The sequence below is a fragment of the Rhodococcoides kyotonense genome, assembly GCF_001645385.1.
GTDB classification, from domain to species: domain Bacteria; phylum Actinomycetota; class Actinomycetes; order Mycobacteriales; family Mycobacteriaceae; genus Rhodococcoides; species Rhodococcoides kyotonensis_B.
In genome coordinates this window covers 149,426-176,226 of record NZ_LVHI01000032.1, presented here as the reverse complement: position 1 = coordinate 176,226, position 26,801 = coordinate 149,426, and the positions used below count along the sequence as shown (strand labels likewise).

The 26,801-nt window shown below is 66.4% G+C and carries 28 protein-coding genes; 12 read left to right on the top strand and 16 right to left on the bottom strand.

The window, feature by feature from the left end; genetic code table 11:
- The first annotated feature begins 59 nt into the window (after positions 1 to 59).
- From A3K89_RS20405 to rraA, 5 genes are read left to right on the top strand one after another with little or no spacing between them, the layout of a single operon-like run.
- Positions 60 to 1,265: a lipase family protein gene (locus tag A3K89_RS20405; protein WP_254303602.1), complete on the top strand. Its 1,206-nt coding sequence runs from the start codon at positions 60 to 62 to the stop codon at positions 1,263 to 1,265.
- A 54-nt stretch (positions 1,266 to 1,319) separates the two neighbouring features.
- Complete coding sequence (locus tag A3K89_RS20400; protein WP_068429863.1) at positions 1,320 to 2,069, top strand: MerR family transcriptional regulator; 750 nt, start codon at positions 1,320 to 1,322, stop codon at positions 2,067 to 2,069.
- Positions 2,070 to 2,122: 53 nt separating this feature from the next.
- Positions 2,123 to 2,572 (top strand): hypothetical protein, encoded by a 450-nt coding sequence (locus A3K89_RS20395; RefSeq protein ID WP_068430113.1) that lies wholly within the window; start codon positions 2,123 to 2,125, stop codon positions 2,570 to 2,572.
- Positions 2,573 to 2,582: 10 nt separating this feature from the next.
- Complete coding sequence (locus tag A3K89_RS20390) at positions 2,583 to 2,954, top strand: DUF5313 family protein (protein WP_068429858.1); 372 nt, start codon at positions 2,583 to 2,585, stop codon at positions 2,952 to 2,954.
- A gap of 10 nt (positions 2,955 to 2,964) precedes the next feature.
- The gene (gene rraA, locus A3K89_RS20385) at positions 2,965 to 3,441 is read left to right on the top strand and encodes a ribonuclease E activity regulator RraA (protein ID WP_068429855.1); all 477 of its coding nucleotides are present in this window, start codon (positions 2,965 to 2,967) and stop codon (positions 3,439 to 3,441) included.
- A gap of 92 nt (positions 3,442 to 3,533) precedes the next feature.
- Here rraA and A3K89_RS20380 read toward each other — a convergent pair whose 3' ends face one another.
- Together A3K89_RS20380 and A3K89_RS20375 are read right to left on the bottom strand one after the other, a co-directional pair.
- Positions 3,534 to 4,241 carry a YoaK family protein gene (locus A3K89_RS20380; protein ID WP_068429853.1) on the bottom strand — a complete coding sequence of 236 codons (708 nt, stop codon included), beginning with the start codon at positions 4,239 to 4,241 and terminating at the stop codon, positions 3,534 to 3,536.
- A 21-nt stretch (positions 4,242 to 4,262) separates the two neighbouring features.
- On the bottom strand, positions 4,263 to 5,102 hold the full coding sequence (locus A3K89_RS20375; protein ID WP_068429849.1) for an alpha/beta fold hydrolase: 840 nt from the start codon (positions 5,100 to 5,102) through the stop codon (positions 4,263 to 4,265).
- A 106-nt stretch (positions 5,103 to 5,208) separates the two neighbouring features.
- Here A3K89_RS20375 and A3K89_RS20370 point away from each other — a divergent pair, with 106 nt between their 5' ends.
- Positions 5,209 to 5,766 (top strand): TetR/AcrR family transcriptional regulator, encoded by a 558-nt coding sequence (locus A3K89_RS20370; protein ID WP_174551477.1) that lies wholly within the window; start codon positions 5,209 to 5,211, stop codon positions 5,764 to 5,766.
- 136 nt (positions 5,767 to 5,902) lie between these two features.
- The gene (locus A3K89_RS20365; RefSeq protein WP_068429847.1) at positions 5,903 to 6,085 is read left to right on the top strand and encodes a hypothetical protein; all 183 of its coding nucleotides are present in this window, start codon (positions 5,903 to 5,905) and stop codon (positions 6,083 to 6,085) included.
- A gap of 27 nt (positions 6,086 to 6,112) precedes the next feature.
- Here A3K89_RS20365 and A3K89_RS20360 read toward each other — a convergent pair whose 3' ends face one another.
- The 6 genes from A3K89_RS20360 to A3K89_RS20335 all read right to left on the bottom strand — a co-directional run bounded on the left by A3K89_RS20360 (position 6,113) and on the right by A3K89_RS20335 (position 13,379).
- Entirely contained in the window at positions 6,113 to 7,363 is a 1,251-nt protein-coding gene (locus A3K89_RS20360) for a reverse transcriptase family protein (protein WP_240931412.1), read from the bottom strand.
- 215 nt (positions 7,364 to 7,578) lie between these two features.
- Complete coding sequence (locus A3K89_RS20355; protein ID WP_068429845.1) at positions 7,579 to 8,964, bottom strand: FAD-binding oxidoreductase; 1,386 nt, start codon at positions 8,962 to 8,964, stop codon at positions 7,579 to 7,581.
- A gap of 14 nt (positions 8,965 to 8,978) precedes the next feature.
- Positions 8,979 to 9,764 (bottom strand): SDR family NAD(P)-dependent oxidoreductase, encoded by a 786-nt coding sequence (locus A3K89_RS20350; protein ID WP_068429842.1) that lies wholly within the window; start codon positions 9,762 to 9,764, stop codon positions 8,979 to 8,981.
- Positions 9,761 to 10,630 carry a PCC domain-containing protein gene (locus A3K89_RS20345; protein WP_254303600.1) on the bottom strand — a complete coding sequence of 290 codons (870 nt, stop codon included), beginning with the start codon at positions 10,628 to 10,630 and terminating at the stop codon, positions 9,761 to 9,763. Before A3K89_RS20345 ends, A3K89_RS20350 begins: the two co-directional genes overlap by 4 nt.
- Positions 10,627 to 12,213, bottom strand: a complete 1,587-nt coding sequence (locus A3K89_RS20340) for an AMP-binding protein (protein WP_084423911.1) — start codon at positions 12,211 to 12,213, stop codon at positions 10,627 to 10,629. The genes A3K89_RS20345 and A3K89_RS20340 overlap by 4 nt, the downstream gene beginning before the upstream one ends.
- Positions 12,210 to 13,379: a thiolase domain-containing protein gene (locus A3K89_RS20335; protein ID WP_068429833.1), complete on the bottom strand. Its 1,170-nt coding sequence runs from the start codon at positions 13,377 to 13,379 to the stop codon at positions 12,210 to 12,212. The genes A3K89_RS20340 and A3K89_RS20335 overlap by 4 nt, the downstream gene beginning before the upstream one ends.
- A 139-nt stretch (positions 13,380 to 13,518) precedes the next feature.
- On the opposite strand from A3K89_RS20335, the gene A3K89_RS20330 reads away from it, so the two are divergent.
- The gene (locus A3K89_RS20330; protein ID WP_240931413.1) at positions 13,519 to 14,709 is read left to right on the top strand and encodes a zinc-dependent alcohol dehydrogenase; all 1,191 of its coding nucleotides are present in this window, start codon (positions 13,519 to 13,521) and stop codon (positions 14,707 to 14,709) included.
- Positions 14,710 to 14,713: 4 nt separating this feature from the next.
- On the opposite strand, the gene A3K89_RS20325 is transcribed toward A3K89_RS20330, so the two are convergent.
- Positions 14,714 to 15,907: a PucR family transcriptional regulator gene (locus A3K89_RS20325; protein WP_068429831.1), complete on the bottom strand. Its 1,194-nt coding sequence runs from the start codon at positions 15,905 to 15,907 to the stop codon at positions 14,714 to 14,716.
- 151 nt (positions 15,908 to 16,058) lie between these two features.
- On the opposite strand from A3K89_RS20325, the gene A3K89_RS20320 reads away from it, so the two are divergent.
- Positions 16,059 to 17,408 (top strand): MFS transporter, encoded by a 1,350-nt coding sequence (locus A3K89_RS20320; protein WP_068429828.1) that lies wholly within the window; start codon positions 16,059 to 16,061, stop codon positions 17,406 to 17,408.
- A 45-nt stretch (positions 17,409 to 17,453) separates the two neighbouring features.
- Positions 17,454 to 17,924, top strand: a complete 471-nt coding sequence (locus A3K89_RS20315) for an ATPase (protein ID WP_068429821.1) — start codon at positions 17,454 to 17,456, stop codon at positions 17,922 to 17,924.
- On the opposite strand, the gene A3K89_RS20310 is transcribed toward A3K89_RS20315, so the two are convergent.
- Together A3K89_RS20310 and A3K89_RS20305 are read right to left on the bottom strand one after the other, a co-directional pair.
- Entirely contained in the window at positions 17,897 to 18,367 is a 471-nt protein-coding gene (locus A3K89_RS20310) for a MarR family winged helix-turn-helix transcriptional regulator (protein ID WP_068429818.1), read from the bottom strand. The genes A3K89_RS20315 and A3K89_RS20310 overlap by 28 nt on opposite strands.
- Positions 18,364 to 18,975, bottom strand: coding sequence for a DJ-1/PfpI family protein (locus A3K89_RS20305; protein WP_068429816.1), 612 nt, complete (start codon positions 18,973 to 18,975; stop codon positions 18,364 to 18,366). The genes A3K89_RS20310 and A3K89_RS20305 overlap by 4 nt, the downstream gene beginning before the upstream one ends.
- Before the next feature lie 147 nt (positions 18,976 to 19,122).
- On the opposite strand from A3K89_RS20305, the gene A3K89_RS20300 reads away from it, so the two are divergent.
- On the top strand, positions 19,123 to 20,139 hold the full coding sequence (locus A3K89_RS20300; RefSeq protein ID WP_068429813.1) for a DUF5914 domain-containing protein: 1,017 nt from the start codon (positions 19,123 to 19,125) through the stop codon (positions 20,137 to 20,139).
- Positions 20,140 to 20,152: 13 nt separating this feature from the next.
- On the opposite strand, the gene A3K89_RS20295 is transcribed toward A3K89_RS20300, so the two are convergent.
- The 5 genes from A3K89_RS20295 to A3K89_RS26060 are packed head-to-tail and all read right to left on the bottom strand — an operon-like array spanning position 20,153 to position 24,953.
- Complete coding sequence (locus A3K89_RS20295; RefSeq protein WP_068429811.1) at positions 20,153 to 21,640, bottom strand: hydroxysqualene dehydroxylase; 1,488 nt, start codon at positions 21,638 to 21,640, stop codon at positions 20,153 to 20,155.
- The gene (locus tag A3K89_RS20290; RefSeq protein WP_068429808.1) at positions 21,637 to 22,371 is read right to left on the bottom strand and encodes a class I SAM-dependent methyltransferase; all 735 of its coding nucleotides are present in this window, start codon (positions 22,369 to 22,371) and stop codon (positions 21,637 to 21,639) included. Before A3K89_RS20290 ends, A3K89_RS20295 begins: the two co-directional genes overlap by 4 nt.
- Positions 22,368 to 22,601 carry an RNA-binding S4 domain-containing protein gene (locus A3K89_RS20285; protein ID WP_068429806.1) on the bottom strand — a complete coding sequence of 78 codons (234 nt, stop codon included), beginning with the start codon at positions 22,599 to 22,601 and terminating at the stop codon, positions 22,368 to 22,370. The genes A3K89_RS20290 and A3K89_RS20285 overlap by 4 nt, the downstream gene beginning before the upstream one ends.
- 14 nt (positions 22,602 to 22,615) lie before the next feature.
- Entirely contained in the window at positions 22,616 to 24,799 is a 2,184-nt protein-coding gene (locus A3K89_RS20280) for a heavy metal translocating P-type ATPase (protein WP_068429803.1), read from the bottom strand.
- A 16-nt stretch (positions 24,800 to 24,815) separates the two neighbouring features.
- The gene (locus A3K89_RS26060; protein ID WP_167674330.1) at positions 24,816 to 24,953 is read right to left on the bottom strand and encodes a hypothetical protein; all 138 of its coding nucleotides are present in this window, start codon (positions 24,951 to 24,953) and stop codon (positions 24,816 to 24,818) included.
- Positions 24,954 to 25,107: 154 nt separating this feature from the next.
- Between A3K89_RS26060 and A3K89_RS20275 the strand changes: the two genes are divergently transcribed.
- Positions 25,108 to 26,790, top strand: coding sequence for a cutinase family protein (locus tag A3K89_RS20275; protein WP_068429802.1), 1,683 nt, complete (start codon positions 25,108 to 25,110; stop codon positions 26,788 to 26,790).
- Positions 26,791 to 26,801: the final 11 nt, after the last annotated feature.

Below are 26,801 nucleotides of genomic sequence, written 5' to 3'. Positions count from 1 at the left end.
GGGCCACGGTCTTTCCTAGGCGTCGGGGCGCTCGGAACGAACATGGGTGGGGGATCTCAGTGCGTGCAGCACTCGTTCTCGTCGGCGCAGCAGCTCTACTGATCGCGTCGTCACCGTCGGTCCAGGCCGACCCGATCGGGGATCTCGTCACTCCCCCGCGCGACCCGGCCGCGTATCTGCCGACACCGTTGGGCGATCCGTGGTTCACTCCGCCCGCCGGTTTCGAGGCACAGGCCCCGGGAACCGTCTTGAACACCAGAAGCGTTGCCGTACAACCCGGTACGACGTCGACCCAACTGCTGTTCCGTTCCACCGATTCGGAGAACAACCCCATAGCCGCGGCGACGACGGTCATCGTCCCCGACGCTCCGTGGGCCGGCGGCGGACCGCGTCCGGTCGTCGCGTACAACGAGGCGACGGATTCGCTCGGCAACACGTGCGCCCCGTCGTACACGTTGCCGCGGGGCACCAACAAGGAGATCGACCGGGTTCAGGACCTGCTGGGCCGCGGATATTCGGTCGTCGTCACCGATTATCAAGGCCCGCGGCAGGCGTACTCGGCAGGCCTCGTCGCAGGTCACACCGTGCTCGACGGCCTCCGCGCCTCGCACAGCGCAGGCGTCGCAGCCGACGCTCCGATCGGTATCACCGGGTACTCCGGTGGCGCGATCGCGTCGGGATGGGCAGCACAGCTCGCACCGTCGTACGCGCCGGAGTTGAACATCGCGGGCGTCGCGTTCGGTGGCCCTCCGACCGACTACAAGATTCTGCAGCGTTCGCTGAACGGCGGCATCGGGTCGGGACTGTTCGCCGCCGCCTCGTCGGGCTTGGCCCGGGAGTATCCCGAGATGCGGGACCTGACCAACGACAACGGTCGACGCGTCGCGCTGCTCCAGAAGGATCAATGCGTCGACGTCCTGTCGTACAGCGGTCTGCTCCTGCTAAATCAGCAGAATCTGTCCGATGTCCCGAACGTGTTCGACCATCCGGTCAGCAGAGCCGTCGTCGAGGAGAACCGGATGGGGCAGGTCAAGCCGGACGCCCCCATGTACATCTACCAGGGGTTGCAGGACTTCCTGATTCCCAAGGAGGGCGCGGAAGCCGTCCAGGATCAGTGGTGCGCGCTGGGTGCGTCGGTACATCTCGAGGAGATTCCCGGTGACCATGCCGGCGCGGAGACCAGCGGCCGTCCCGGTGCATTCGACTGGTTGTCGCAGCGCTTGGCGGGTGCCACTACCGGCGGATGCGACAGGGTGGTTCGCTAGAAGGACTTGACCCTGACGTTGCGGGAGGTACCACGCTTGTCTTCTGTGAGCGATATGAAGGTGGGCGAGGTGGCCCGGCTCGTCGGGATCAGCGTTCGGACGTTGCACCACTACGACGACATCGGTCTTGTGGTGCCGTCGGGTCGCACCTCGAAGGGCTACCGCAGTTATTCGGCGTCGGATGTCGAACGGCTGCACCAGGTGTTGACCTACCGCGAACTGGGGTTCGGGTTGGACGACATCGCCGCCCTCCTCGACGATCCGTCCATCGACACGATGGCGCACCTGAGGCGTCAGCGAAAGTTGTTGGACGCCAAGATCGATCGCTTGCATCGAATGGCTGCGGCCGTGGACAGGATGATGGAGGCGAAGAAGATGGGAATTCAGTTGACCCCCGAAGAGCAGCGCGAAGTGTTCGGCGACGACTGGCTCGGTGAGGAGTACGCGGGCGAAGCCGAGGAGCGGTGGGGCCAGACGGAGGCGTGGAAGCAGTCGCAGGCCCGCACTGCGTCGTTCACCAAGGAGGACTGGACGCGGGTCAAGGCCGAAACCGATGCTCTCGAAGCCGATTTCGCGGCCGCGATGATGGCCGGTGTTCCGGCGGACTCCGAGCAGGCAGCGGAGTTGGCGGAGCGGCACCGCGCCGGCATCGAGCAGTACTACGACTGCGGATACGAGATGCACGTCTGTCTCGGCGAGATGTACGTCTCCGACGAGCGCTTCACCAAGCATTACGACGACGTCGCACCGGGTCTCGCGCAGTATCTGCGTGACGCGATCGTCGCCAATGCGGCTGGTAAGTGACGGATCGGGCCGAACACGTGCCAGGCCTGTCGGCCGCGGGCGATACTCGTCGCATGAACCTGACAGTGCGTTCGGCCCTGTTGTCCGCAGCGATCGGCAAGGCGAGTGGGTTTCGTAGTTCCGTCGGAATCAGCGTCGGTCTGTTGAGCTGGTTCCGCGGATCGCCGTACGAGCGGTTGGCGGTCGGGGGTTCGGCGGTCGTCACGGCAGGCGAGCTCGTCGCGGACAAGCTGCCGTCGACGCCGTCGCGACTCGATCCGGGCCCGCTCGGTGGCCGAATCCTCGCGGGTGCGGGTGGCGCCTATGCCGTCGCCCGCGCTCTGGGGAACGACCCGGTCCCGGCGGCAGTCATCGGTGGCCTGTCCGCGGTTGCCGGTTCCTATGCAGGTCACGCCTACCGCGGATGGGCGTCGACGACGGTTCCGCCGCTGGCTGCGGCCGTCGCCGAGGATGTTGTTGCGTTGGGGATCGGCGCGGCTGTCCTCGCGCAGGTTCGGGCGTAGAGTTCACCGTGTGAGACCGAACTTCCGGCAGTACGTGGGCTATCAGTTCGGCCGTGTCCTGCCGCCGTCGATGCAGGATTGGGTCCGCGAGGATCTCGTCGGCAACGGCGCGCAGGCTCGCTACATGATCCGGTTCACGTTGCCCGTGATCCCGCTTCTCTGCCTGTTCCTGCTCGTTCCCGGTCCGCTGTGGATCGGGTTGGCGATGATGGCGTTGCTGTTCATTCCGCTCGTCTACTTCGCGATCGCGCTGATGAACGTGTACCGCCGTCACCGCCTGTTGGTGCACGGTCTCGACCCGGAACTGCTCAATGCGGGCACGCAGGCCAGACTGGACCGGACGCGTGAGGAGTACGAGAGGCGGCACGGGCGTCTCGACTAGGCTCCCGTGCATGACTTCCGTCGAATTCAAGGCAACTGCAGACCTGGCCGACGAGATCGGTCCCGAAATCCGTAGCTGCGACACGCAATTCATCCAGTTCGGCAAGCACACCGAGTTCGCCGGTCCGATCACGACGATCAAGTGCTTCCAGGACAACCTGCTGGTCAAGCAGACTCTCGGTGAGCCCGGCAACGGTGGCGTTCTGGTCATCGACGGCGATGCGAGCATTCACACCGCCCTGGTCGGCGACATCATCGCAGGCAAGGGCGTCGCGAACGGGTGGGCGGGCGTGATCGTCAACGGCGCCATCCGCGATTCCGCGATCCTGCGCACCCTGGAGATCGGCGTCAAGGCACTCGGCACCAACCCGCGCAAGAGCACGCAGACCGGCTCGGGCGAGAAGAACGTCCCCGTCGAGATCGGCGGCATCACCTTCAACCCGGGCGAGATCGTCTACAGCGATTCCGACGGGGTCGTCGTCGTCTGATCGTCCGCTACCTGCGAAATTTACCCTCCTGTTGTGCGCTTTCGACTCCGCGAACCGCACAACAGGAGGGTAAATTTGGTTGGGCGGTAGCGTCATACGCGGGGATCGCGGACCCGCGGGACGTCGCGCCACTCGTCGAACAGAAACAGCGCCAACGCAATCACGAGCATCCCGGCGGCGACCCACGCGGCTCGAACATCCAACAGCCGCACCGCGAGTGCGCCGACGATCGCCCCGCCGAGGAACCCGGCGATGACGGTCCCGAAGTTGGCCGCCCGCACCCCGGCGTCCTTGTGACCTGCGACGACGCGTCGAAACACGGCCTGCGAGAAGCTCCGTAGATTGCCCGTCGTCATCGTCGTGCTGAACGCCTGATCCACCAGCACGCGAAAGGTGGTGACCTGCAGGGCTGCGACGAACGAAATCGAAATGGTGACAACGGCATTCGGCGCCGACGCCGGGACGAAACCGACGGCCGCGATCACCAGGATCTCGATGACGAGAACCGCGCGAACCGGTCGTCGCACGATGCGCGCGACGGCCGGCCTCGTCACGGCTTCGGCGGTAAAGACACCGAGAACGAACGCGATCAGCGGCGGGAGATAACCGCGCGCCGAGGCCCAATGACCCGACGCCGCATCGATCCCCAACAGAACGACGTTGGCGGTCTGTGCATTGGCGAACACACCGTCGCGCGTCATGAACGTGTAGACGTCGACGAACCCGCCGACCGCCGCGAGCAACACTCCGAGCCGTACGGACTCGGAGGTCGCCACGGTCGGTCGCGGGCCATCGGTCATTCGTTCATGCTTGCACAGCTCTTACTTCACGAATGCCAGAAGCGCGTCGTTGACCTCGGCGGCGTGCGTCCACAGCAGACCGTGCGGAGCGCCCTCGACCTCGACGTACTTCGCTTCAGGGAACGCCTTGGTGAACTCGCGTCCGGTGGAGTCGATCGGCAGGATGTTGTCCTTGGTGCCATGGAGGATGAGCGTCGGCTTTCCGGATTCGCGGACCTTCTGCACGTCGGCGCGGAAGTCCTCGATCCATGACGAGACCACTGCATATGCGGCGACGGGTGCGCTGGAGGCAGCCGTGGCCGTGTTGGCGCGGACGGTCGCTTCGCTGATGCGGCTGCCGAGGTTCTCGTCGAGGTTGTAGAAGTCCTTGTAGAAGTTGTCGAACCACGCGAAACGGTCCTCGCGCGCGGCAGCCTCGATGCCGTCGAACACGGATTGCGGGACGCCTGCCGGGTTGTCGTCGGCCTGCACCAGGTACGGCTCGAGCGACGCGAGGAAGGCGAACTTCGCGACGCGATCGGTGCCGTACTTCGCCGCGTAGCGTGCGAGCTCACCCGTTCCCATCGAGAACCCGACGAGGATGACGTCGCTGAGATCCAGTGTGGTCAGGACTGCGTTCAGGTCGGCCGCGAACGTGTCGTAGTCGTAGCCGACGGTCGGCTTGCTCGACTTGCCGAACCCACGACGGTCGTACGTGATGACGCGATAGCCGGCCGCCAACAGCTCGCGCGACTGACGCTCCCAGGAGTTGCCGTCGAGCGGGTAGCCGTGGATCAGCACGACGGGCTGACCGGTGCCGTGATCCTCGTAGTAGACGTCGATCGGGGTGCTGTTCTCGGTACCTACGTTGATGAAAGCCATGATGCAACACTTCCTCGTGGGTCAGGGTTCCCGCAGGAGAACGGTCGTTCTCTCGCCGTGGACTACACTAGAGAACGTTGGTTCTCTGCGCAAGGAGTTGGTGACGATGGAGACGGACGCCTCACGAGCATCGGTGCTGGCGGCGGCCGACGAGTTGTTCTACGCCCGCGGTGTTCAGGCCGTCGGAATGGACGAACTGCGCGCCGCGGCGGGCATTTCTCTGAAGCGGATGTACACGTTGTTCCCGTCCAAATCCGACATCGTCGCGCGCGTCCTCGAAGGCCGCACCGAGCTGTGGAACGAGCGCATCCTCGCGCAGGCCGCCGAGTACAGCGATCCGCGTGAGAAGTTGCTGTCCATCTTCGACTTTCTCGACACCTGGTTCCGCGAGGACAATTTTCGTGGCTGCGCGTTCATCAACTCGTTCGGCGAGTTGGGTGCCACCATGCCCGCGGTGGCCGACGCGGCACATCGTCACAAGCGCGAATTCGTCTCCTACGTAACCGAATTGGCCGTCGAGGCAGGGTGCCCGGAAAAGCTCGGGTTGCAGATTGCACTGTTGGCCGAGGGGGCGCAGACGACCGCGGCGATTTCCGAATCGCCCGAATCCGCGCTCGCCGCAAAGGAAGCCGCGACGGTTCTGCTCGACGCAGGCACGCGCTGAGGGGCTCGGTGCGGCGGTGCTATCGACGCCGTCCCCGACCGGCACCGGTCTCGGGCTACACCCAGGACACGCATCTCTTCTCCCGAACTTGTCGGACCGCGGTGATAGGAATGGGGCTACAGGGAAAGGAGTCCTCATGCACGACATCGCAGACGTCTGCGAAGGCACGCTCGTCATTCACGCAGTCGGCGACGCGGAATGCACCGACCCAGGCTGCGTGGATCTCGAGTACGTTCGGCACTACCTCGTTCTCGACTGCGCCGAGATCACCGGCGGATGCCAGTGCGTCGGCGAAATCGAGCTGACGCGCGCCTCCTGAACCGGGCGATACGCGTCGAACAGGTGGTCAGGACCAGTTCACGCGTTCTGCGAGCTCGAGCAATTTCCGACGCCTCGTAGCGCTCGTCTCGCCGATGCGTGCGATGCGGCCGTAGAGATGGGCTCGAAAGTCGCCGTGCCCAGAACGGTTCTGCGCCTCCGGGCCCGTCCGTGCGCAGTTGTGCAGTATCGCTCGGAGCTCGTCGTACTCGGATCGCGGCACCGCAGGCCACTCGTTCACGACGAGGCCCGTCAACTGCTGTCGCTTGTGCGAGCGTCGTACGCGGGTTTTGTTCGGATGCAGCATGAATCCCTCGTCACGCACGATGTGTCTGACCACCCAGAGCACCCTGTCGACGTCGCACGTTCCGGAGAACGCCAGGTCGTCGGCATATCTCGTGTACCGCAGGCCCATGGAACGGGCGAGACCGGTGAGCCGGATGTCGAGCATCCGGGCCGCCAGGTTGGCCAGAGCGGGTGACGTCGGGGCGCCCTGCGGCAGGTGACGGGTTCGCAGCAAGGACGCTGTCTCGTACGGAACGCCGGCCAGTTCGCCCGCCGGAGCGCTCGTCGTGCACAGGTACGCAAGATTCCACGCGACCGTCCGCGGGTAGCCGAGGGCGTCGAAAATCGCGACGACTCTCCCGATTCCGATCGACGGGAAGAAGTCCTTCAGATCGGCGGCGAGGACGACGTCCCGGCCGGCGTGCGGGATCCCGAACGTGCGAGGGCTTCGGCCGGTGACGAAGCCGTGTGCCGCACCGTGCGCAGGAACCTGATCGAGTATGCGACGCAAGACTTTTCGCTGAATCTCACGAAGGCGAGGCTTCGGAATTTCGAGCACCCGAGCGCCGGACCGTTTCGAAATCGACGTGGCCCGGTAGTGCCGGAGCGTCGACGACGCCGTCTTCAGTCGTTGTTGCGCGTCGGCGAACCATTCGATCTCGTCGATCGTCAGGTTCAACGATTCCGCGAGGTCGCCCGTCGAGAAGTAGCGGGGAACGTCGAAGCGCCAGGGCTTCGGGCCGGACGTTCTGCGTTCGGGCTCCTCCGACTTCTTGTCGGGCAACCGGGGAAGATCAGCAATGAGCCGGTACAGGGATTCCTCGTCGAACGGCGGTGACGGGTACAGGTCGATCAACCGGTCCGCGAGTCGCAACGCCTTCACCCCCAACACCGGCATGAACGCCTCCTCGAGACGGTCACGCGTCCACGGAACGTCGGATGCGAGCTCGGCCAGAAACGCAGCCATCGGCGTGGTGAACTCGCGTGGGTTCATCCGTGCGGTCCCGGGTGCAGCGGCGACGGGCGACCTGAAACTTTCGTACTCGGCGCCGTCTGGCACGCGGAGCGTGCGGAGCGGCGTCGGACGCAGTGACCGGTTGTTCTCTCACACCCAGGGGTTACCCCTGAGGATGGTCGCGCGGACCAACTCTCGCCCGTGCGCCGCTGCATGGTGTCCAATATGCCATGTGCGCGCGAATGTATAGCGGGCTATACATTCGCGCGCACGGGTGCCGCAGGCGCACACCCCGGATTCAGGATTCCCGTGGGGTCGAGCGCAGCCTTGACCGCCCGCTGCACCTGCATCGACGTCTCGTCGTGCTCGACGGCCAGCCAGCCGGACTTCAGTCTGCCGACACCGTGTTCGCCGGTGATGGTTCCGCCGAGATCGAGCGCGCGCCGAGTGATCGCGTCGAACGCCGACAGTGCCGCGGCTTTGCTCGAGGCGTCGGACTCGTCGTAGATGATCGTCGGATGCAGGTTGCCGTCGCCTGCGTGACCGAACACTCCGATCGTCAGACCCAACTCTGCGGCGAGTCCTTCGATGTAGCCGATGAGATCGGTGATGCGCGAGCACGGGACGGCGACGTCGTCGAGCAACCAGTCACCGAGGCTTTCCAGCGCCGGCAGCGCGAGACGACGCGCTTCGAGCAGCATCGCGGCCTCGGCCTGATCCGAGCTGACGACGACGTCGGACGCACCAAGCCGGTCGCACGTCGATTCGATTGCAGCGAGGACGGATTCGGCGTCGACGTCGTCGCTCTGCACCAGCAGGAGTGCGGCGGTGTCCTCGCCCATACCCATCTTCGTCATCCGGTCGACCGCCTGAACCGTTGTGCGGTCGAGGATTTCGAGCATCGACGGCGTCGAACCGGACGACGCTATCTCGGCCACCGCCAGACCAGCTTTTTCGAGCGTGGGGAACGACGCGACGAGCGTACGGGCCTCGCGAGGCGCAGGCAGCAGCTTGACCGTGATCTCGGTGATGACGCCCAGCGTGCCCTCCGAGCCGACGAGCAGATGCGTCAGGTCGTACCCCGCGACGCCCTTGACCGTGCGCCTTCCGGTGCGCAGAATTCGGCCGTCCGCGAGAACGACCTCGAGCGCGAGCACGAAATCGCCTGTCACACCGTATTTCACGCAGCACATTCCGCCCGCGTTGGTGGCGACGTTGCCGCCGATCGTGCTGAACGCGACGCTGCCCGGGTCCGGCGGATAGAACAGTCCGGCATCGGCTGCCCGCGCACGCAGATCCGCCGTCACGACGCCCGGCTCGACGACGGCCAGTCGGTCGACGGTGTCGATCTCGCGGATTGCGGTCATACGGTGCAGACTCAACACGACGGCACCTGCGGTCGCATTGGCTGCGCCGCTCAGTCCACTTCCTGCACCACGCGGAATCACGGCCACCGAATTACTGTGTGCCGCTGCCAGACACGCGGACACCTCCCCCGTCGTTCGGGGAACCAGAACCGCCGCGGGCGGTGCGCTGTCGGTGAATCGCGACTGATCGTGCGCGTACGACGCCACGATGTCGGGATCGGAGATGACGATCTCCCGCGGCAATGAATCGATGAGGGCTTCTACCGCAGTCATTCCAGCTATCGTAGTCACAGCGCTCGCACCGCCAATCCCCCGTCGACGGGAAGGCAGACCCCGTTGACGTATGCGGCCTCGTCCGACGCCAGGAAGACCGCCGCAGCAGCCACGTCCCACGGCGAACCCATGCGACCCGTCGGGCTCGCGGCGTGACGGGCTTCGATCGTCGCCGGATCCGCCCCACCGAGCTGACCTGCGACGAGCGGGGTGTCGATCAGGCCGGGAAGCACTGCGTTGACGCGTATTCCGCGCGCTGCGTACTCGAGTGCGAGCGAGACCGTCAGCTGGTTGACCGCCGCCTTCGTCGCCGAATAGCTCGGGTACGTGAAGCCGGTGTACCGGATACTCGCGGTCGACGACACGTTGACGATCGAGCCACCGCCCGCGGACAGCATCAGCGGAATCGTGTGCTTGCACGTCAGGAAGACCCCGGTCAGGTTGACCGCGAGCGCTGCATCCCACGTCGCCCGGTCCATGTCGGTGATGTCCCCGACGGTGGTGACACCGACGTTGTTGTGCAACACCGTCGGTGCACCGAATTCGTCGGCGGCCGCAGCGATACACTCCGCCACCTCGGCCTCCTGCGTCACATCCGCACCGAACGCTGCTGCGGTGCAGCCTTCGTCGCGAATCATCTTCGCCGTCAGCTCGGCCTCCTCGGCGCTGCGATCGACGGCGACCACGGTCGCACCCTCGCGAGCGAACGACACCGCAGCGGCACGGCCGTTTCCGACGCCCGATCCGCTCGACCCGGCGCCGAAGACCAGTGCAACCTTGCCCGCCAGACGGCCCGTCACGACCCGATCTCCTCGACCAGAAGCTCGAACGTCACCGCGACGAGGTTCCCGCGCTCGGCGAGTTCTCCGACGTGGACGGCGCCGTGCCGATCCATCACCAGCACCGACAGATGAGTGTCGTCCGGTCCCATGTGGCCCGCGATGGCCACTTCGGTGGCCGGGCCGTCGACGGACACCGGATCGCCGTCGCGCAGAAGTGTTGCGCCGACCAGGCTTCCGAGGCTTCCACGAACCGATGCCCGACGCATGTCCGCGTTCCCCATCACCTCACGCACCGCATCGTGGATCTCGACGCCCGGACGCACCCGGGTCATGACGGCCCGTCGCGTGCCTGCCACCGAGCCGATACGCGACGCCGACGGCGTGAAGACCGGCATCAGCGTCTCGGAATCCTCGCCGCTGGTCAGTGCGACCGAGTCGAATACGTGCAGCACGATCTCCACCGGCGTGGCCCCGACGACGGTGTCGGGCCACAGGTGTCCGCCGCGCAGCTGCCCGTATGCGTCGAACCACGCTGCGTGGCAATGCATGAACCGCTCACCGTCACGACGTCCGACGGATGCGCTACCGCCGATGATCGTCGCAGGCGTCACGGCCTCGTGCGTCTCGCTGTACCACGCCGCACGCGATCCGTCGTGGCACAGATCCGGAATGCAGTACGAGACGCGCGCCAACGGGCCGCCGAGCAGCTCGACCTGCGCGGAATCCGCACCCAGACGCGCTAATTCGTCGTCGATCGCGTCGACCAACCGACGGCCGGGCTCGAGCGAGATTCGTTCGACGGCCGTCGCGCACGACACGGATTCGAGGCGCTGGGGAGCCCGAGGGCCGGGATGCACCAGCGGAGCGAGGAACGTCGAGGTCACGACGCCCCCTCCAGAACCGGTGCGTACGGCCCCCATTCGCGAGCCGCCAGTTCGTCGCGAATGGTGCGCTTGACGATCTTGCCGTACCCCGACTTGGGCAGCGCATCCCAGAACAGCACGTGCCGCGGCAGTTTGTATCGCGCCATCTTCGCTCCGAGCCATGTCGTCAGCTCCTCCGCGGTGACCGACTTGCCCTCGGCGAGAACGCAGATCGCGACGCCGACCTCACCCCACTTCGGGTCGGGGACGCCGAGAACCGCGACCTCGTCGATCGCGCCATGGGTGAGGATCTTCTCCTCGATGTCGCGCGGGTGGATGTTGGAACCGCCCGAGATGTACATGTCCGACGACCGCCCCGTCACGTAGACATAGCCGTCGGCATCCACGACGCCGAGGTCACCGGTGCGAAACCATCCGTCGCGGAACGCATCCGCGTTGGCCTTCGGATTGTTCAGGTACCCGGCGAACACGGCGGGTCCGGCGACGCAGAGCTCACCGATCTCCCCGGAGGGCACTTCGGCACCCGACTCGTCCTGGACGCTCACGAGCATTCCCGTGCGGGGGAATCCGCACGTGCCGGCCGAAAGTCCCTCGGGCACAGGCCGACCGTGCTCTCGACTCGGCAGCACCGTGATGTTGCCCGTGACCTCGGCGAGCCCGTAGTACTGGACCAGCACCTCGCCGAGGATCCGACGCGCACGCTCCTGATCGGCCGTGTACATCGGCGCGCCCGCGTAGATGACGTACTGCAGCGACGAATGGTCGTGCTCCTCGACGGCCCGATGGTCGACCAGAACCTTCAGGATCGTCGGGACGGTGAACATGTTGGTCACCCGTTCACGTTCGACGAGGGACCACACCTCCGCCGGATCAAGACTGACCGAGGACGGCAGAACCGTCGTCGCACCACGCGCGACCTGCGGCAGCATGTGCATGCCCGCCCCGTGCGACAGTGGAGCGACGACGAGGGACGCGTGGTCGGAATCGGTCGTCGGCATGAGATCGGCGAGGTGGTTGTTGATGACGAACCCGAGTTGGTCGTGGGTGAGAATCGCCGCCTTGGGGGTTCCGCTCGTGCCGGACGTGAAGAAGTACCACGCCGGGTCGCCCTCCCACGTCGACACCGCAGCCGGAATGCCCGACGGCACAGCCGATATCGCGTCGTCGCTGCTGCTCTCGATCCACAGCACTCCGCCCGAGAGCTCGTGCGCCGCGCGAATCGCGTCGACGTGCGACCGCGTCGACGAGTGCCCGATCACGACGACGGGACGGCACACTCCGGCGATCACGACGACGTCGTCGTCGTGCAGCCGCGAATTGACCGGTGCGAGAACAGCTCCGACGCGCCAGGTCGCGAACATCGCGGTAATGAACTCGGGGTGGTTGGGGCTGTCGATCAGCACGACGTCGCCCTTGGACACACCACGGCGTTCCAGTTCGGCGGCGAGCGAGTCCACCTGCGAGTTCAGTTCCCGCCAGCTCCAACGTGTTTCACCGTGTACGACGGCAGTACCGCCCGCGACCCTGCGCGCGGTCTGGCTCAGAATCTCGGCCAGGTTGACCGCTCTGCGCGTCGTCGTCATCGTGTTGCCTCCAGAACAGTTGCGTAGTTGGCGACTGCCGCGCCGCCCATGTTGAAGACCGCAGCGCGATCGGCCGTCGGCAATTGCATGTCCCCTGCCTCGCCCGTCAACTGCAGTGCGGCCATCACGTGTTGGGACACACCCGTCGCACCGAGTGGGTGGCCCTTCGCCTTCAGTCCCCCGGAACGGTTCACCGGCAGGATGCCGTCACGCTCGGTGCGTCCCTCGGCGAGTACCTCGGCTCCCTTGCCCGGCGCCGCGAGCCCGAATGCTTCGTACTGCAGCAACTCGGCGATGGTGAAGCAGTCGTGCGTCTCGAGAAGATCGAGATCGTCGAGGGTCGTACCCGCGTCGGTCAACGCGCCACGGAACGCCCGGGCGGCACCGTCGAACGCCAACGCATCGGCGCGACGGGCGATCGCCAGATGGTCGTTCGCCTGTGCACGGCCGGCGATGCGGACGGAGCGTCGGGCGGTGGCGGCAACGTCGGGCAATGCGACGACCATCGCCGCCGCGCCGTCGGACACGAGAGAGCAGTCGGTGCGCAGCAGTCGGCCGACGACGGTCGGGTTCTTCTCCGACGGTGTTCTGCAGAAGTCGAACCCGAGGTCGCGGCGCAGGTGCGCATACGGGTTGTCGACGCCGTTGCGGTGGTTCTTCGCGGCGATGCGTGCCATCGCGTCGTGGGGATCGTCGTACCGTGCCGCGTACTGATCGGCCAGGTCGGCGAACACTCCGGCGAAACTGCCCATGTGCGACTCCGACGCGCGGTGGCAGCCGGCGAGCAGGATGTCGTTGATCTTGTCGTTCCGCGTGGCGGTCATCTTCTCGGCGCCGACGACGAGGGCGATGCGGCTTCGACCTGCCTGCAGGTTGTCGAGGGCGGTGAACAGCGCGGCACTACCCGTCGAACATGCATTTTCGACGTGGATCGAGGGAACCAGCGCGAGGTCGGGTTGTCCGGCGCCGACCAGGGCGCCTTCGAAACCCTGCTGGGAGAAGCCGTTGTTGAACACGCCGACGGTGACGAGGTCGACGTCCTTCGCGTCGACGCCCGCGTCGGCGATCGCCGCCAACGAGACCTCGGCGATCAGGGCTTCGACGTCGGGACTCTCGCTCTTGCCGAACTTGGTGTGCGCCCAGCCGATGATGTGCGGTGCGGTCACGTGGCTTCCTCTCCTCGTCGTGCGTGAGGCAGGTCACTTCCCCACAGTCAGTCATGGTGGTCCGCGAGGGCACGCGGGAGAACCGCCCTCCGACGAGGACCCGAACCGTCATTTCCTCTTTTTGTCGAACGACGTCCGGATGCGACAGAAAGAGGAAAGCCCGTCCTGTTTCCTCACTCCCGGCCCGATGCCGGTGATCGGCGTCACGCACACACTGGGCGGACCCACACCGCGGAACGAGAGGCCTCACAACGTGCGCGCAGTGCTCAAGACCGAGCCCAAGCCGGGATTCGACCTGGTGAACGACCTGCCCGATCGGCCTCTCGGCCCGGACCAGGTGCGCATCGACGTCGGCGCGGTGTCCGTCTGCGGAACCGACCGCGAGACGTACGAGTACGGGCCTGCCGTGCGCGACCTCGGTCTGCGTCTACCGGTCGTCACCGGGCACGAGTGCGCGGGCGTCGTCGTCGAGATCGGACGGGATGTGTCCGCTCTGCACGTGGGTGACCGCGTCGCCGTCGAAACGCACGTCGCCTGCCTGGACTGCTATCAGTGTCGACGCGGCAACGCACACAACTGCCTGCGGATGGATCTGCTCGGACTGACGATCGACGGCGCGTTCGCGGAGCGTCTCGTCGTTCCTGCGTCGACCTGCTTTCGACTTCCCGACGAGCTGTCCCTCGAAGCCGCCGCGTTACTCGAGCCGGCGGGCAGTGCGATGCACGCGGTCCAGCGCAGCGGTCTCGACCTGAGTGGTGCGCACGTCCTGGTCAGTGGTGCGGGACCCATCGGTTTGGCTGCACTGCAGATTGCGCTGGCACGCGGGGCGAACGTCCTGGTCGTCGAACCGAATCCGCATCGTGCCGCGATGGCGGCCGAGCTCGGGGGAACCGTGGTCCCTGCCGGGGACGGACTGATCGACCGCATTCGCGACCTGACCGGCCCGGCGGAAGGCGTCGACCTGGTGCTCGAATGCTCGGGCGCGCTTCCCGCACTGGAAGCAGGACTGGACGCGGCGCGGCGTGAGGGGACTGTCGTCAGTGTCGGCCTGACGGCTCGACCCGTCGAACTCAGCGCGACGCGTCACCTCATCAGCCGAGGTCTCACACTGAAGGGCAGCTTCGGCCGTCGGATCTGGGATTCGTGGACCGAGCTTTCGGCGCTGGTGGCGTCGGGGCGCGTCGACCTGTCGCGTCTGGTGTCGCACCGGATGGAGCTCGAGGACGTGGAAAGCGCGATCGAGCTGCTGACCGGCGACGCCTGCAAGGTCGTCCTGTATCCACAGGGTGTTCCGCAGGAACTGCGCTCGAAGGAGCTCACGGCGAGCTGACGTGTCAGAACGGTTCGATCCCCTCGGCCCGCATGAGATCGGCGACGCGTAAGCCCAGATGCAGGTTCAGCCGGACGGTTCCGTCGTCGAGGTCGACGCCGATCGCGTCGCGAATTCGGTCGAGCCGGTAGTACAGCGTCGTCCGATGGATGAACAGCGCCTCGGCCGCGGCAGGTCCGGAGCCTGCATGATCGAGGAAGGCACGCAGCGTCTCGAGCAGTCTGCCGGATCGGTCGGCCTCGGCGAGGCGACGTAGCTCGTCGGGGACGGCGGTCCTGTCCCACTGCGCCGTCGGCACCCGGGCCAGCACGCCCAACACCCCCGCGTTCTCCCAGGCGACGACGGGGTCCTGGCCGACGCGTCGCGCGATCGACGCCGCGAGGCCCGCCTGACGTGCCGACAGCCACGCGTCGGCGAATCCTGCGGCTTCGGCTCCGACGCCTGCGGTGATCGACGCTCCCCGACCGGCCACGTCGGCGGCGTCCCGTGCCATCGCGCGGGCTTCGGCGACGATCGTGTCGAGGTCACGCATCGCCGTCGCGAGATAGACGAGATGGCCGGACGACCCGTCGACCGCGAGCAAGGCGTCACCTCGACTGCGTGACCGGGCGGCCACGAGCGCATGCCGCAACGCGATCGACGTCAGATCCGTGTCGGTGCCGTGGTGCAGCATCAGGGTGACGACGCGTACCGCGCCCGGCTGCACGACGAGTTCCGCCAGTGCCGATTCGCGCCGACCGTCGTCGAGTCCGAGCGCGGCGGCGACGAGCGCCTCCGACTGGGCCGAGTCCTGCGGCGCACGATCGACGACCATGAGGGGTGCGATCTCCGCGGCGACCTCGCCGATCCGTGTGAGCTCGCCGTCGGTGATGCCGCCGTCGGCGTCGATGACGAGGATCTGCCCGAGCACCTCTCCACGCCAGCGAATGGGCACGCCCGCGCGCGAGTGCAACCCGATAGCGTCGGAACCGGCGATCCGTCCCGGCTTCGTCCACTGGTTGATGCCACTGGCAAGCAAGTGACCGATGGCTTCGCTGCCCGCGTCGCGGTTGAGCATGGCCCTGATGCGCACCGGGTCCTCGTCGCCGAAATGCCTGCTGGCGAACAACATTCTGACGTACGGATCGTTGACCACGACGGACCGACCGAGCTCGTCACCGAACCGATCCACGATGGCCTGCACACTGTCCCTGGACATGCGCTGAGCGTACTCATCGCCTTTTCGACAAAAAGAGGAAACCCGTGGCCGAGCCTTCGTCAACCGACTGTCGTGACTCAGGTCACTATGGATGCAAGGTATGTGAGCCCGCCACGAAATCGACGGGTTCAGACCTCGAGACTGGAGCGCGATGACGTCACGAACACACTCCCCCGCCGAACCGGCGTCGGACGATCAGATGGCAAGCCGGGTGATGCGCAAAGTCGCCCTGCGGCTGATTCCGTTCCTCGGCCTCGCGTACTTCCTGAACTACATCGACCGAACGAACATCGCGTTCGCGAAGCTGACGATGAGCGAGGACCTCGGCCTGACCGAGACCGCGTACGGCCTGGCGAGTGGCTTGTTCTTCGTCGGCTACATTCTTCTCGAGGTCCCCAGCAACCTCGCGCTGCACAAGTTCGGCGCACGACGCTGGATCGCTCGAATCCTCGTGTCCTGGGGGCTGATTGCCGCTCTCATGGCGTTCGTTCCCAACGCCACGTGGCTGAACATCGCTCGCGTCGCACTCGGAATCGCCGAGGCCGGCTTCTTCCCCGGCATCATGCTGTACCTGACGTTCTGGTTCCCCCGCGCGGTCCGCGTGCGATTGGTCGGCGTGTTCATGGTGGCCCTGCCGCTGTCGAGCGCACTGGGCGCACCGATCTCGTCGGCGATCATCCAGTACTGGCACGGACTGTTCGGCCTCGAAGGCTGGCGCGTCATGTTCCTCGTCGAGGGCATCCCGACCGTTCTTCTCGGCATCGCCGCGTGGTTCTACCTCACCGACCGCCCGCGTCAGGCGAAGTGGCTCAGCACCGAGGAGCGCACGTGGCTCGACCGACGCATGGAAACCGAGCACTCGGAAACCGCCGACACCGGCCACGTCTCGGCCCGTAGCTCGCTGCGCAACCCGAACGTCTGGCTGCTCGGCGTCACCTACTTCGGCATCGGCTACGGCTTGTTCGCCATCAGCTTCTTCCTGCCGACGATCGTCGCCGGCTTCGCGAAGCAGTTCGACACGACGTTCTCGATCGCGCAGAACGGCCTGATCGTCGCGGTTCCGTTCCTGATCTCGTCCGTCGCGATGATCCTGTGGTCGCGACGCTCGGACCGGCTGAAGGAACGCATGTGGCACGTCATCGTGCCGACCGCGTTGGCCACCGTGAGCGTCCCGGTCGCGATGTACATGAGCTCGCCCCTCATGACGATGGTGGTCATCACGCTCACCGCCGTCGGAATCTTCTCGGCGCTGCCGGTCTTCTGGTACCTGCCGACGACGTTCCTCACCGGTGCCGGCGCCGCCGCCGGAATCGCCCTGGTCAACACCATCGGCGCCTCGGCAGGGCTCGTCGCGCCGTACATGACGGGATGGCTGCTCGACGCCACCGGCAGCTCCAAGACGGGCCTCTGGGTCGTCGGCGGGTTCATGGCAATGGCCGTCGTGCTGCTGCTCGTGCTGCGTGGGCGGTTGGCGGCTTCGCCCGTGCGCGCGAATGTATAGCGGGCTATACATTCGCACGCACGAGGGGCACTGCATAATGCCCGCATGGCACCCACCGGAATTCTGCGCCGCACCGATACCGGCGTCGACCTCGAGTTGACCCGAACCATCTCCGCGCCGCGCGAGGACGTGTGGGCGACGCTCACCGACTCCGACCGCACCGCGGGATGGTACGGACCATGGGAACGTTTGTCCGAGAACAGCATTCGCGTCCAGATGCTGTTCGAGGACGGCGCACCCTGGATGGACATGAACATCGACGTGTGCGAAAGCCCTTCTCGCCTGGCCGTCTCGACGACAGGTGGCTGGCAGCTCGACGTCCGGCTCACCGGCGCGACCACACTGACGCTGATCCACCACCTGTCGAGCACCGAGGGCGTCGGCGAAATCGGGCCTGGGTGGGAGTACTACCTCGACATGATGCTCGCCTCGCGCGACGGCACCCCGCTGCCGAGTTTCGACGACTACTACCCGTCGCAGAAGGAGTACTACTCGACGCTGGGAGTGGAGCGATAGCGACGGGACGCGGCGACGATCCTCGCGATCGACTCGCGGGTTCGTTTCAGCTCGTCGAGACCGACCTCCTTGCCGACGGCGTCGGCCCAGGCGTGCTGGTCTTCTCTCAGCCTCCCGAGGGTATCCCGCCCGTTCTGCGTGGGCCGTAACAGCTTGGCGCGTCGGTGTTTCGGATTGTCGACGTACTCCGCCCAGCCCTTGTCGACGAGGATGTCCGCCGTCCGCTGCACGGATTGGCGAGCGAGACCGAGGCCGACGCGTCGGGCGATCTCGGCGACGGCCAACGGCTCGTCGAGCGTGGCGCCCAGTACCTGCCACCATGCGGGCGTCAGACCGGCCGGCTCGGCGATGTCTTTCGCCGCGGCCAGGAATTCGCCGTTGAGCTCGAACGCCGGCAACACCAGGCTCGTCAGCGCATCCCCGGCGGCAGAGCGGTCGCTCACGCGCCGCCGCCGGCGAGTACGTCGTAGTACTTCTTCTCTCCCGTGCTGTAGAGGCCGTACCAGGCGTCGACGATCGACTGGGGGAACAGCTGCAGCAGTTCGAAGATCGCCTTCGAGAACTCGAGTGGTGCAGTTCCCGGTGCCGTGACGAGTGTGCCGTCGACGACCACCCGTGCGTCTTCGTAGTAGAGGCTGCCGCTGTATTCGGTGGCGCTGGTGAGGAATTCGAGCGCGTTGCTGGTGTGCTTCTTCGCATTCAGCAGGCCGGTTCGCGCCAGCCCGAGCGTCGCGCCGCAGATTCCGCCGACGGGCGTGCCCTTCTCGACCAGCGCCGACGCGAGTCCGAGAACCTTCTCGTGCCCCTCGTTCCACGTGTTCCCGCCCGGAAGAACAAGCGCCGCAACGGATTCGGTGTCGAGGTCGGAGAGGTCGCCGTCGGGCCGGACATGCAGTCCGCCGAGCGTCGTGACTTCCTGCCCGTCTTCGGACAACACCCGCAGCTCGTACCGGTCGTCACCCTGTTCCCGAGCCATGGCAACCCCGGCAACCAGGTAGCTGTACTCCCAGTCCGCCATGGTGTCGGTTGCGTACAGAACGATCGTCGACATCGCTACCTCCGTATTTGACAGTGTGCTGTCAACTATAACGCAGCGAACCCCGCACGCCCACCCCCACCGCGCACCTTCCAGCACACGCGCACGTTGCAACCCGCGCACTCGCTGCAACCTGCGCGGAACCCGCCTACCCTGTTGATCATGGTGTCGCTCGAAGCGCTACGCAGCCGCTGGCCGAAGAAGATCCCCCTGCAACCGCTTCCGACCGAGTCGTGGGCGAAGCAGGAGCCCACCTGGAAGGGCGCGAACCCGCAGGTCATCGAGTCTGCGCTCAAGCGCGCGAAGACCAGGCCGACGGGCAACTGGTTCGTCTTCGCCGCGAGCCGCGACATCGGCACGAAGGAACCGTTCGGCCGCGACATCGCCGGCATCGAACTCGTTGCCTGGCGGGACGACACGGGCGGCATCCACATCGCACCCGGATCGTGCCCGCACCTCGGCGCGCCGCTCGACAAGGCCAAGATCGAGTGCGACACCCTCATCTGCCTGTGGCACGGCATGCCGCTCGGCCCCAAGGGTCGCCCCGGCTGGCGACCGTTTCCCGCGTTCGACGACGGCGTTCTCGTGTGGGTCCGCCTCGACGACCTGGGCGGCGAGGAGCCGACGGACGTCCCCATTGTCCCGATCCGCCCCGCCGCGTCGACGAGCATCGACGCCGTCATCACCCTGACGGGTATCTGCGAAACCGACGACGTCATCGCCAACCGTCTCGATCCGTGGCACGGCGCCTGGTTCCACCCGTACTCGTTCGCGCGACTGAAGGTCGTCGACGCGCCCCGCGACATCGACGTCCCCGAGGAGGACGACCGATTCCTCGTCGACGTCACCTTTCGCGTCAGCCGGGGCATCGGCGTCCCGGTGCGGGCGGAGTTCGTCTGCCCGGGTCCACGCACGATCATCATGCGCATCCTCGAAGGCGAGGGCGTGGGAAGCGTCGTCGAAACCCATGCGACGCCACTCGGCCCCGGCCCGGACGGTAAGCCGCGCACGGCGGTCATCGAGGCCACCATCGCGAGCTCGGACCGCAAGGGCTTCAAGATTGCCCGACGCGTCTCGCCCGTGTTGCGTCCGGCGATGAACTTCACCGCCGCCCGGTTGTGGAAGGACGACCTCGACTACGCCGAGCGTCGGTACCACCTCAGGTCGAAGGGGCGCTGACCCAGCCGAACCCTCAGAGCTGACGCAAGGACGCCAAGGCGTCGAACACCCGGTAGCGCCCCCGCACCGGGACGGTCAGGATGTCGTGCCCCGCGATACCCCAGCCGGACAACAGTGTGTTCGCCGCCGAAAGACCCGTCGTCGCTGCACGTTCCATCAGCGCGACGGGCAGGTCGATGCGAATCCCGTCGCCCGCCAACACGAGTCCCGGCTCCGGCGTGCGCACGGTGGGTCTGCCAGCAAAAGCTCCCAGACCGAAGAGCGGGCAATCATCTCGCCATTCCGTGCGCGAGTCCACCACCGTCGCCAAGGCCGTTTCCGGATAGATCTCATGCATCCGCGCCATCAGCTGCTCACGCGTGACGTCCTCGGATTCCGTTGCGGCATAGGCGTGCAACTCGACGACCGAACCGCCCGTGCGCCCAGCCCATTCGGCAGCCTCGTCCTCGAACCTCTCGAGCACACTGATGTTGTCGATCGGCGGCATTCCGCCGGTGCCGATGAACGCGGGTCGGTCCGCGTTCACGGGCTTGTCCAGCCACACGCGGTGCACCAGGAACGGCGGCGTGTTCTGCAGCCCTGCCACCTGCGAGCGCCACGCGGCAGTCCCCAGAGAACCGGTCAACTTCTGCAGGCCACCGATATCCGTCGCCAACACCACCGCGTCGAACTTCTCACCGTCGACGTCGAAGCCCCGCGAGATCTCCTTCACCGCCGCACCCAATCGGATGTCGACGCCGAGGCCGGTCAGATACTCGCCCAACGGTTCCCACAGCGACTGCGGGTACGGCCCGACCGGCACGTCGAACACCAACCCCTCGGACGAGCCGAGGAAGTACAGGTGGAACATCATCGCCAGTTCGGCCGCCGACATCTCTTCCGGGTCGGCGAAGAAGCTGCGCGAGAACACACCGAACGCAAGGTGACGGGCCGGCTCGGGAAAGTTGATGCGCCGCAGGAACTCCGCGGCGGGCACCTCGTCGAGCTGCTCGTAGATCCCGGGGACACTGACCGTCATCAACGGAAGCGCCGCAACAGCGTTGAGCGAGAACAGGTCTCGCAACCGGAACGTCGGACTCCGACCGACGAACGCGAACGCATTCAACCCCGGTGTCGACGGCAATCCCTTGAATCCGTCCACGCGGCCGGAGTCGTCGATCAGCGGGTAATCCTCCACCTCGTGCAACCGGGACAGGTCAGGATCGGTCCGCCGCAACAGGTTCCGGAGGTTGTAGTACTGGCGGAAGAACGCGTGGAACCCGCGGCTCATCGTCGCAGGCGACCCGTCGTCCAGAACAGTCGACCAACCGCCGACCCGGCCACCCAGGTACGACTCCTTCTCGAACACCGTGACGGAGACGCCGCGTTCCGCCAGCGCTGTTGCCGCCGACAACCCGGCGATACCGCCGCCGATCACCGCGACGCGCGGCACCGACGCCAACGACGCAGCAGACGGATATCCGTCCGGCCCTTCGTGTACGACGCGTCTGCGGTCGTTCATACGATCTCCGACGGCCGCGCCCCGAGGAACGTGTGTACGACGCCGTTCTGCCATCCGGTCATCGTCTCGGTGCCGAGGCCGGTGAACCCGGCGCGCTGCATGCGCCGCGTGAATTCGGTTGCGCCGTCGAACGTCACGACACTGCGCCACAGATGCTTGTACAGCGTGGCATCCCGAGTCGCGAGATACCCCAGCGGAATGATCACCGCCCAGCACACCAGCGACCACAACGCCTGCGCACGACGGGAATCGCGCACCGAGTACTCGTGGAACGCGATCGATGCACCCGGTTTCAGCAAGGACCACAACGACTTCAGCTCCGTGTCCGGGTCGTCGACGTTCCGGATCAGGTATGCGGCGAGGATACCGTCGAACGGCCCGTCGACCCCGTTCTCGTGCAGGTCTTCCACCCGCGAGTGCACGAACGTGACGTTGGGTGGCCACTGCTTGCTCCGCGCGACTTCGAGCATCTCCGACGACGCATCGGCCGCGACGATCGTGGCGTGCGGCGCAGCCTTCAACAGCGCCGCCGTGGATGCGCCTGTGCCACAGCCGATGTCGAGCAAGGTAAGCCCGTCGCCCAGCCCGGGCAGCCGTAGTCGCTCGGCGGACTTGGCGAGGTGCTCGTGATATCCGGGGTTGGCGCCGACGAGCCTGTCGTACGCCCGCGCGCCGACGTCGAACGCGCCTGGAACTTGCTCTCTGGGTAGACCGCGCTCGCCGACGCTCACCAGCCGCCACCGTTCACGACGCGGGCGGAAGGCCCACCGTCGATGGAGACGACATCTCCTTGATGAAGCTGCCTGCCGCGTCGCACATCGACTTCCCCGTTGACGCTGACCAGGCCGTCGGCGATGATTTCCTTCGCCTCGGACCCGGACTCGATGAGATTCGCGAGCTTCAGGAATTGCCCGAGCCGGATCGACTCGTCACGGATAGGGACATCTACTGCGTCGGCCATTCCTCCATCTTGTACTACGAGGCAGAAAATCTCCGCAAACGCAGACTGTTACTGACCACGAACACCGAAGAGAAGGCCATCGCCGCCCCCGCGAGCATCGGATTCAGCAGGCCCGCTGCCGCGAGCGGAATCGCCGCGACGTTGTACGCGAACGCCCAGAACAGGTTGCCCTTGATGGTCGTCAACGTGCGCCGCGACAACCGAATGGCGTCGCCGACGGCCCGTAGATCCCCACGCACGAGCGTCAAGTCGCTCGCTTCGATCGCGACGTCGGTGCCCGTCCCCATCGACAGGCCGAGATCGGCCGTGGCCAAGGCGGCCGCGTCGTTGACGCCGTCGCCGACCATCGCGACGACCTTGCCCTCGGACTGAAGCCGAGCAACCGCGTCGACCTTTCCTTCCGGCATGACGCCCGCGATGACGTGGTCGATTCCGACCTCGGCGGCGATCTTCTTCGCCGCCGCTTCGTTGTCGCCGGTCAGCATGACGGGCGTCAGGCCGAGTTCACGTAGTTCGGCGACGGCCTGTGTCGACGTGGGTTTGATCGCGTCGGCGACGACGAGAACGCCGCGTGCCGTGCCGTCCCACCCGATCGCGACCGCGGTACGGCCGTCGTGTTCGGCGTCGGCCATCGCCATCTCGAGCTCCGGTGGGAGCGGCTGAGCCCACTCCGTCAGCAGCGCAGCACGTCCCAGCACGACGGCTCGGCCGTCGACGATTCCGGTGACTCCCGCGCCCGCCACGTTCGAGAACTCGTCGACGGGCCACTTGTCCTCGGCCGCATCGGCTATCGCACGCGCGATCGGATGTTCGGAGCCCGCCTCGATCGAACCGGCAACGCGCAGAACCTCGTCGGCATCCTCGCCAGGCGCGGCATGGACGGCGAGCAGCGTCATGACGCCGGTGGTGACGGTTCCGGTCTTGTCGAGCACGACGGTGTCGATGCGACGCGTCGACTCGAGCATCTCGGGTCCCTTGATCAGAATGCCGAGCTGCGCGGCCCGTCCGGTGCCGACCATCAAGGCCGTCGGCGTCGCCAACCCCAGTGCGCACGGGCACGCGATGATGAGTACCGCCACCGCGGCCGTGAAGGCAGCGGCGACGGAACCGCCTGTGCCGAGCCAGAACCCGAGCGTTCCCACCGAGATGGCGATGACGATCGGCACGAAGACACCGGAGATGCGGTCGGCGAGCTTCTGCGCCTGCGCTTTTCCGGTCTGTGCGTCCTCGACGAGCTTGGCCATCTGCGCGAGCTGGGTGTCCGATCCGATCCGCGTCGCCCGCACGACGAGCTTGCCGCCGACGTTGACCGTCGCACCGACCACGGTGTCGCCCACGGCTACCTCGACGGGCACGGATTCACCGGTGAGCATCGACGCGTCGACCGCGGACGCACCGGAATCGACGACGCCGTCCGTCGCGATCTTCTCGCCGGGTCGCACGAGGAACAGGTCTCCGACGGCGAGATCGGCCACGGGAACCTGATGTTCGACGCCGTCGCGCAGCACCGTCACGTCCTTGGCGCCGAGGTCGAGCAACGCCCGCAGCGCCGCCCCGGCCCGACGCTTGGACCGCGACTCGAAGTAGCGACCCGCAAGAATGAACGTCGTGACGCCTGCCGCGGCCTCGAAGTAGATGTTCGACGACCCGTCCATTCGCGCGATCGTCAGCTCGAACGGGTGCTTCATGCCCGGCGTGCCTGCGGTTCCGAAGAACAGCGCGTACACCGACCAGCCGAGCGCGGCGAGCGTGCCCATCGAGACGAGCGTGTCCATCGTCGACGTGCCGTGCCGCAGATTGGTCCACGCAGCCTTGTGGAACGGCCACGCACCCCACACGACGACGGGTGCAGCCAAGGTCAGCGACAACCACTGCCAGTTCGTGAACTGCAGCGCAGGCACCATCGCCATCGCGATCACCGGGACCGACAGAACCGCCGAGACCAGCAATCGCTGTTTCAGCGGATCCGTTTCCGGAGCCTCTTCGGGTTCCGCGGCCGGGAGCGTCGCGGTGTACCCCGCGGCCTCGACGGCCTTGATCAGGTCCTCGGCGGGGACGCCGTCACTCGTGACGCGCGCCTTCTCGGTGGCGTAGTTGACCGTCGCGGTGACGCCGTCGAGTTTGTTGAGTTTGCGTTCGATCCGATTGGCGCACGAAGCACACGTCATGCCGCCCAGAACCAACTCGACCTGGGTCATTCCTCCCGCCGTTCTTTCACTGGCCATCGACTACCTGCGCATGTTCGTGCTGAGCCGGAGCTTCTCCGACCGGTCCGACGGCGGTACCGAGTGCGTATGTTGCGAAGAACACCAATGTAATTCCGACTACGTACCCCGCGAGCTTCACCGTCATGTTCATCACTCCGTTCTACCATACCCCCCTAGGGTATGGGTCCACGAAGTTCCCGACGCCCTGTAACGCGAATGACAGGAGAGACGAATTCCGTGTAGCCCGCCCGCGCCGCACGCCCCTCGGATGCAGCGCGACGAACTGATTGGGATGGAACATGGGTATTCGCTCGCCTCGCAAGACCCGACGGCTGATCACCAGCGCCGTCGCCTTCGTGTCCCTGGGAGCCCTGGCCGTCGGTGCAGCGGTTCTCACCACCGACACGCTGTCGTCGTCCGATGCCGAGGTAGAACTCGCGTCGACCGCGACCTGCTACGACATGGTCAGCATCGCGATCGGTGGACGCGGCGACACTCCGAGCAACAGCGCGACGAAATTTCTGACGACGCCCGACGGCACCGCCCTCCCGGCCGCGCTCGCAGGCGATTTCGAGAGCGATTGGATCGACCAGATGGTCGGCGCTCCGAACGACGCCGTGAAGCAGGGTTCGTACGCAGCCGTGTACATCGATTACCCGGCTAACCTCGCCACCTACGAGACCGCCGTCGACACCGGTGTCCAGAACGCCCAGACCGTCATGAAGGCCATCGTCGCCTCCTGCCCGAAGACGCGCTTCGCGATCGTCGGCTACAGCGAGGGCGCCGACGTCACCCGTCGTACCGCGATGGAGATCGGCAACCAGGTCGCCGACGACAACGGCAAGTACGGCATCGTGGACCCGTCGCAGGTCGTCGGCGTCGTGATTCTGGCCGACGCGGGGCGCGAGGACGGCGACAATCCGTTCCCCGGCTCGAAGACCGGCACCAACCCGGACAACTTCGACACCAAGTACCAGAACAACGCGTCGGGCCCCGCAGGCGCGGGCGCGCTGCCGGGCACGGCAGGCAGCTTCGGAGCACTCGATGGCAAGGTCGCGTCGTTCTGCTCGCAGAAGGACCTGACCTGCGCGATGCCGCAGAACACGTCGCTGCTGCACCTGGCCGCCAACGTCGGCCGTCAGCTCGACGTCGACGCCATCCAGCGCGACAACACGGTCACCCCTGCCACCGGCGCCGACATGGCCATGGTCATCGGACGCATCGCCGGGCTCGCCTTCATGGACATCGCGTCGCAGGACAACTGGCTCGCCGGTGACGAGACCTTCCTCCAGGTTCTGATCAAGGTCTCCGAGCCCGGGTACACACCTCCGGACCCGACTACCAAGGTATCCGCGAAGACGGACACCGAGGAAGGAACGGACCCGGACGAGGCGCCGTTGCCCGCAGACAAGGCCGTCAACCTGGCCTACCTACCGTCGAAGATCGTCAAGGAGATCGTCGGCCTCATCGGATCGAACACCGACACCGTGCCCGTGCTGATGAACGATCCGTACGGTCAGACGCTCGGCCCCGGCTCGGGAGCGCACTTCGACTACTGGCGTGACGCGGACGCGTCGAACGGACGCCCGCTGACGTCGGCACAGTACGCCGCGGCGTGGCTGACCCAGCTCGCCAAGGATGCCGAGGCGGGCAAGCCGATCAAGTCGGCCGAGGTTCAGCAGAAGGCTCTCCTGGTCGCGCAGTCGGCAACCCCGGCTCCGACGACGACATCCGCTGCACCGGTCGCGTCCGGCGCCTCGGTTCAGCCTGTCGCACCGGCCGCGCCTGCCCCTCTCGCAGCAGTTCCTGCTGCTCCCGCCGAGGTCGCTCCCGCCGCCCCGGTCGAGGGTGCCCCGGCTCCTGGTCTCCCCGTCGAGAGCGCTCCGGCCGTTGTCACGGAGACCCCGGCCGCCCCGTCGACGACGGAAGCACCGGTCACCACATCGGTCGCACCGACCACGACGGCGACGCCGACACCCTGACGGTCGCACCC

Bases quoted from the DNA above. Each gene is read 5' to 3' on its own strand.
- A3K89_RS20400 (WP_068429863.1), top strand. From the start codon at position 1,320: ATGAAGGTGGGCGAGGTGGCCCGGCTCGTCGGGATCAGCGTTCGGACG.
- A3K89_RS20395 (WP_068430113.1), top strand. From the start codon at position 2,123: ATGAACCTGACAGTGCGTTCGGCCCTGTTGTCCGCAGCGATCGGCAAG.
- rraA (WP_068429855.1), top strand. From the start codon at position 2,965: ATGACTTCCGTCGAATTCAAGGCAACTGCAGACCTGGCCGACGAGATC.
- A3K89_RS20380 (WP_068429853.1), bottom strand. From the start codon at position 4,241: ATGACCGATGGCCCGCGACCGACCGTGGCGACCTCCGAGTCCGTACGG.
- A3K89_RS20375 (WP_068429849.1), bottom strand. From the start codon at position 5,102: ATGGCTTTCATCAACGTAGGTACCGAGAACAGCACCCCGATCGACGTC.
- A3K89_RS20370 (WP_174551477.1), top strand. From the start codon at position 5,209: ATGGAGACGGACGCCTCACGAGCATCGGTGCTGGCGGCGGCCGACGAG.
- A3K89_RS20365 (WP_068429847.1), top strand. From the start codon at position 5,903: ATGCACGACATCGCAGACGTCTGCGAAGGCACGCTCGTCATTCACGCA.
- A3K89_RS20360 (WP_240931412.1), bottom strand. From the start codon at position 7,363: ATGAACCCACGCGAGTTCACCACGCCGATGGCTGCGTTTCTGGCCGAG.
- A3K89_RS20355 (WP_068429845.1), bottom strand. From the start codon at position 8,964: ATGACTGCGGTAGAAGCCCTCATCGATTCATTGCCGCGGGAGATCGTC.
- A3K89_RS20340 (WP_084423911.1), bottom strand. From the start codon at position 12,213: ATGACGACGACGCGCAGAGCGGTCAACCTGGCCGAGATTCTGAGCCAG.
- A3K89_RS20330 (WP_240931413.1), top strand. From the start codon at position 13,519: ATGCGACAGAAAGAGGAAAGCCCGTCCTGTTTCCTCACTCCCGGCCCG.
- A3K89_RS20325 (WP_068429831.1), bottom strand. From the start codon at position 15,907: ATGTCCAGGGACAGTGTGCAGGCCATCGTGGATCGGTTCGGTGACGAG.
- A3K89_RS20320 (WP_068429828.1), top strand. From the start codon at position 16,059: ATGACGTCACGAACACACTCCCCCGCCGAACCGGCGTCGGACGATCAG.
- A3K89_RS20315 (WP_068429821.1), top strand. From the start codon at position 17,454: ATGGCACCCACCGGAATTCTGCGCCGCACCGATACCGGCGTCGACCTC.
- A3K89_RS20305 (WP_068429816.1), bottom strand. From the start codon at position 18,975: ATGTCGACGATCGTTCTGTACGCAACCGACACCATGGCGGACTGGGAG.
- A3K89_RS20300 (WP_068429813.1), top strand. From the start codon at position 19,123: ATGGTGTCGCTCGAAGCGCTACGCAGCCGCTGGCCGAAGAAGATCCCC.
- A3K89_RS20295 (WP_068429811.1), bottom strand. From the start codon at position 21,640: ATGAACGACCGCAGACGCGTCGTACACGAAGGGCCGGACGGATATCCG.
- A3K89_RS20285 (WP_068429806.1), bottom strand. From the start codon at position 22,601: ATGGCCGACGCAGTAGATGTCCCTATCCGTGACGAGTCGATCCGGCTC.
- A3K89_RS20280 (WP_068429803.1), bottom strand. From the start codon at position 24,799: ATGACCCAGGTCGAGTTGGTTCTGGGCGGCATGACGTGTGCTTCGTGC.
- A3K89_RS26060 (WP_167674330.1), bottom strand. From the start codon at position 24,953: ATGACGGTGAAGCTCGCGGGGTACGTAGTCGGAATTACATTGGTGTTC.
- A3K89_RS20275 (WP_068429802.1), top strand. From the start codon at position 25,108: ATGGGTATTCGCTCGCCTCGCAAGACCCGACGGCTGATCACCAGCGCC.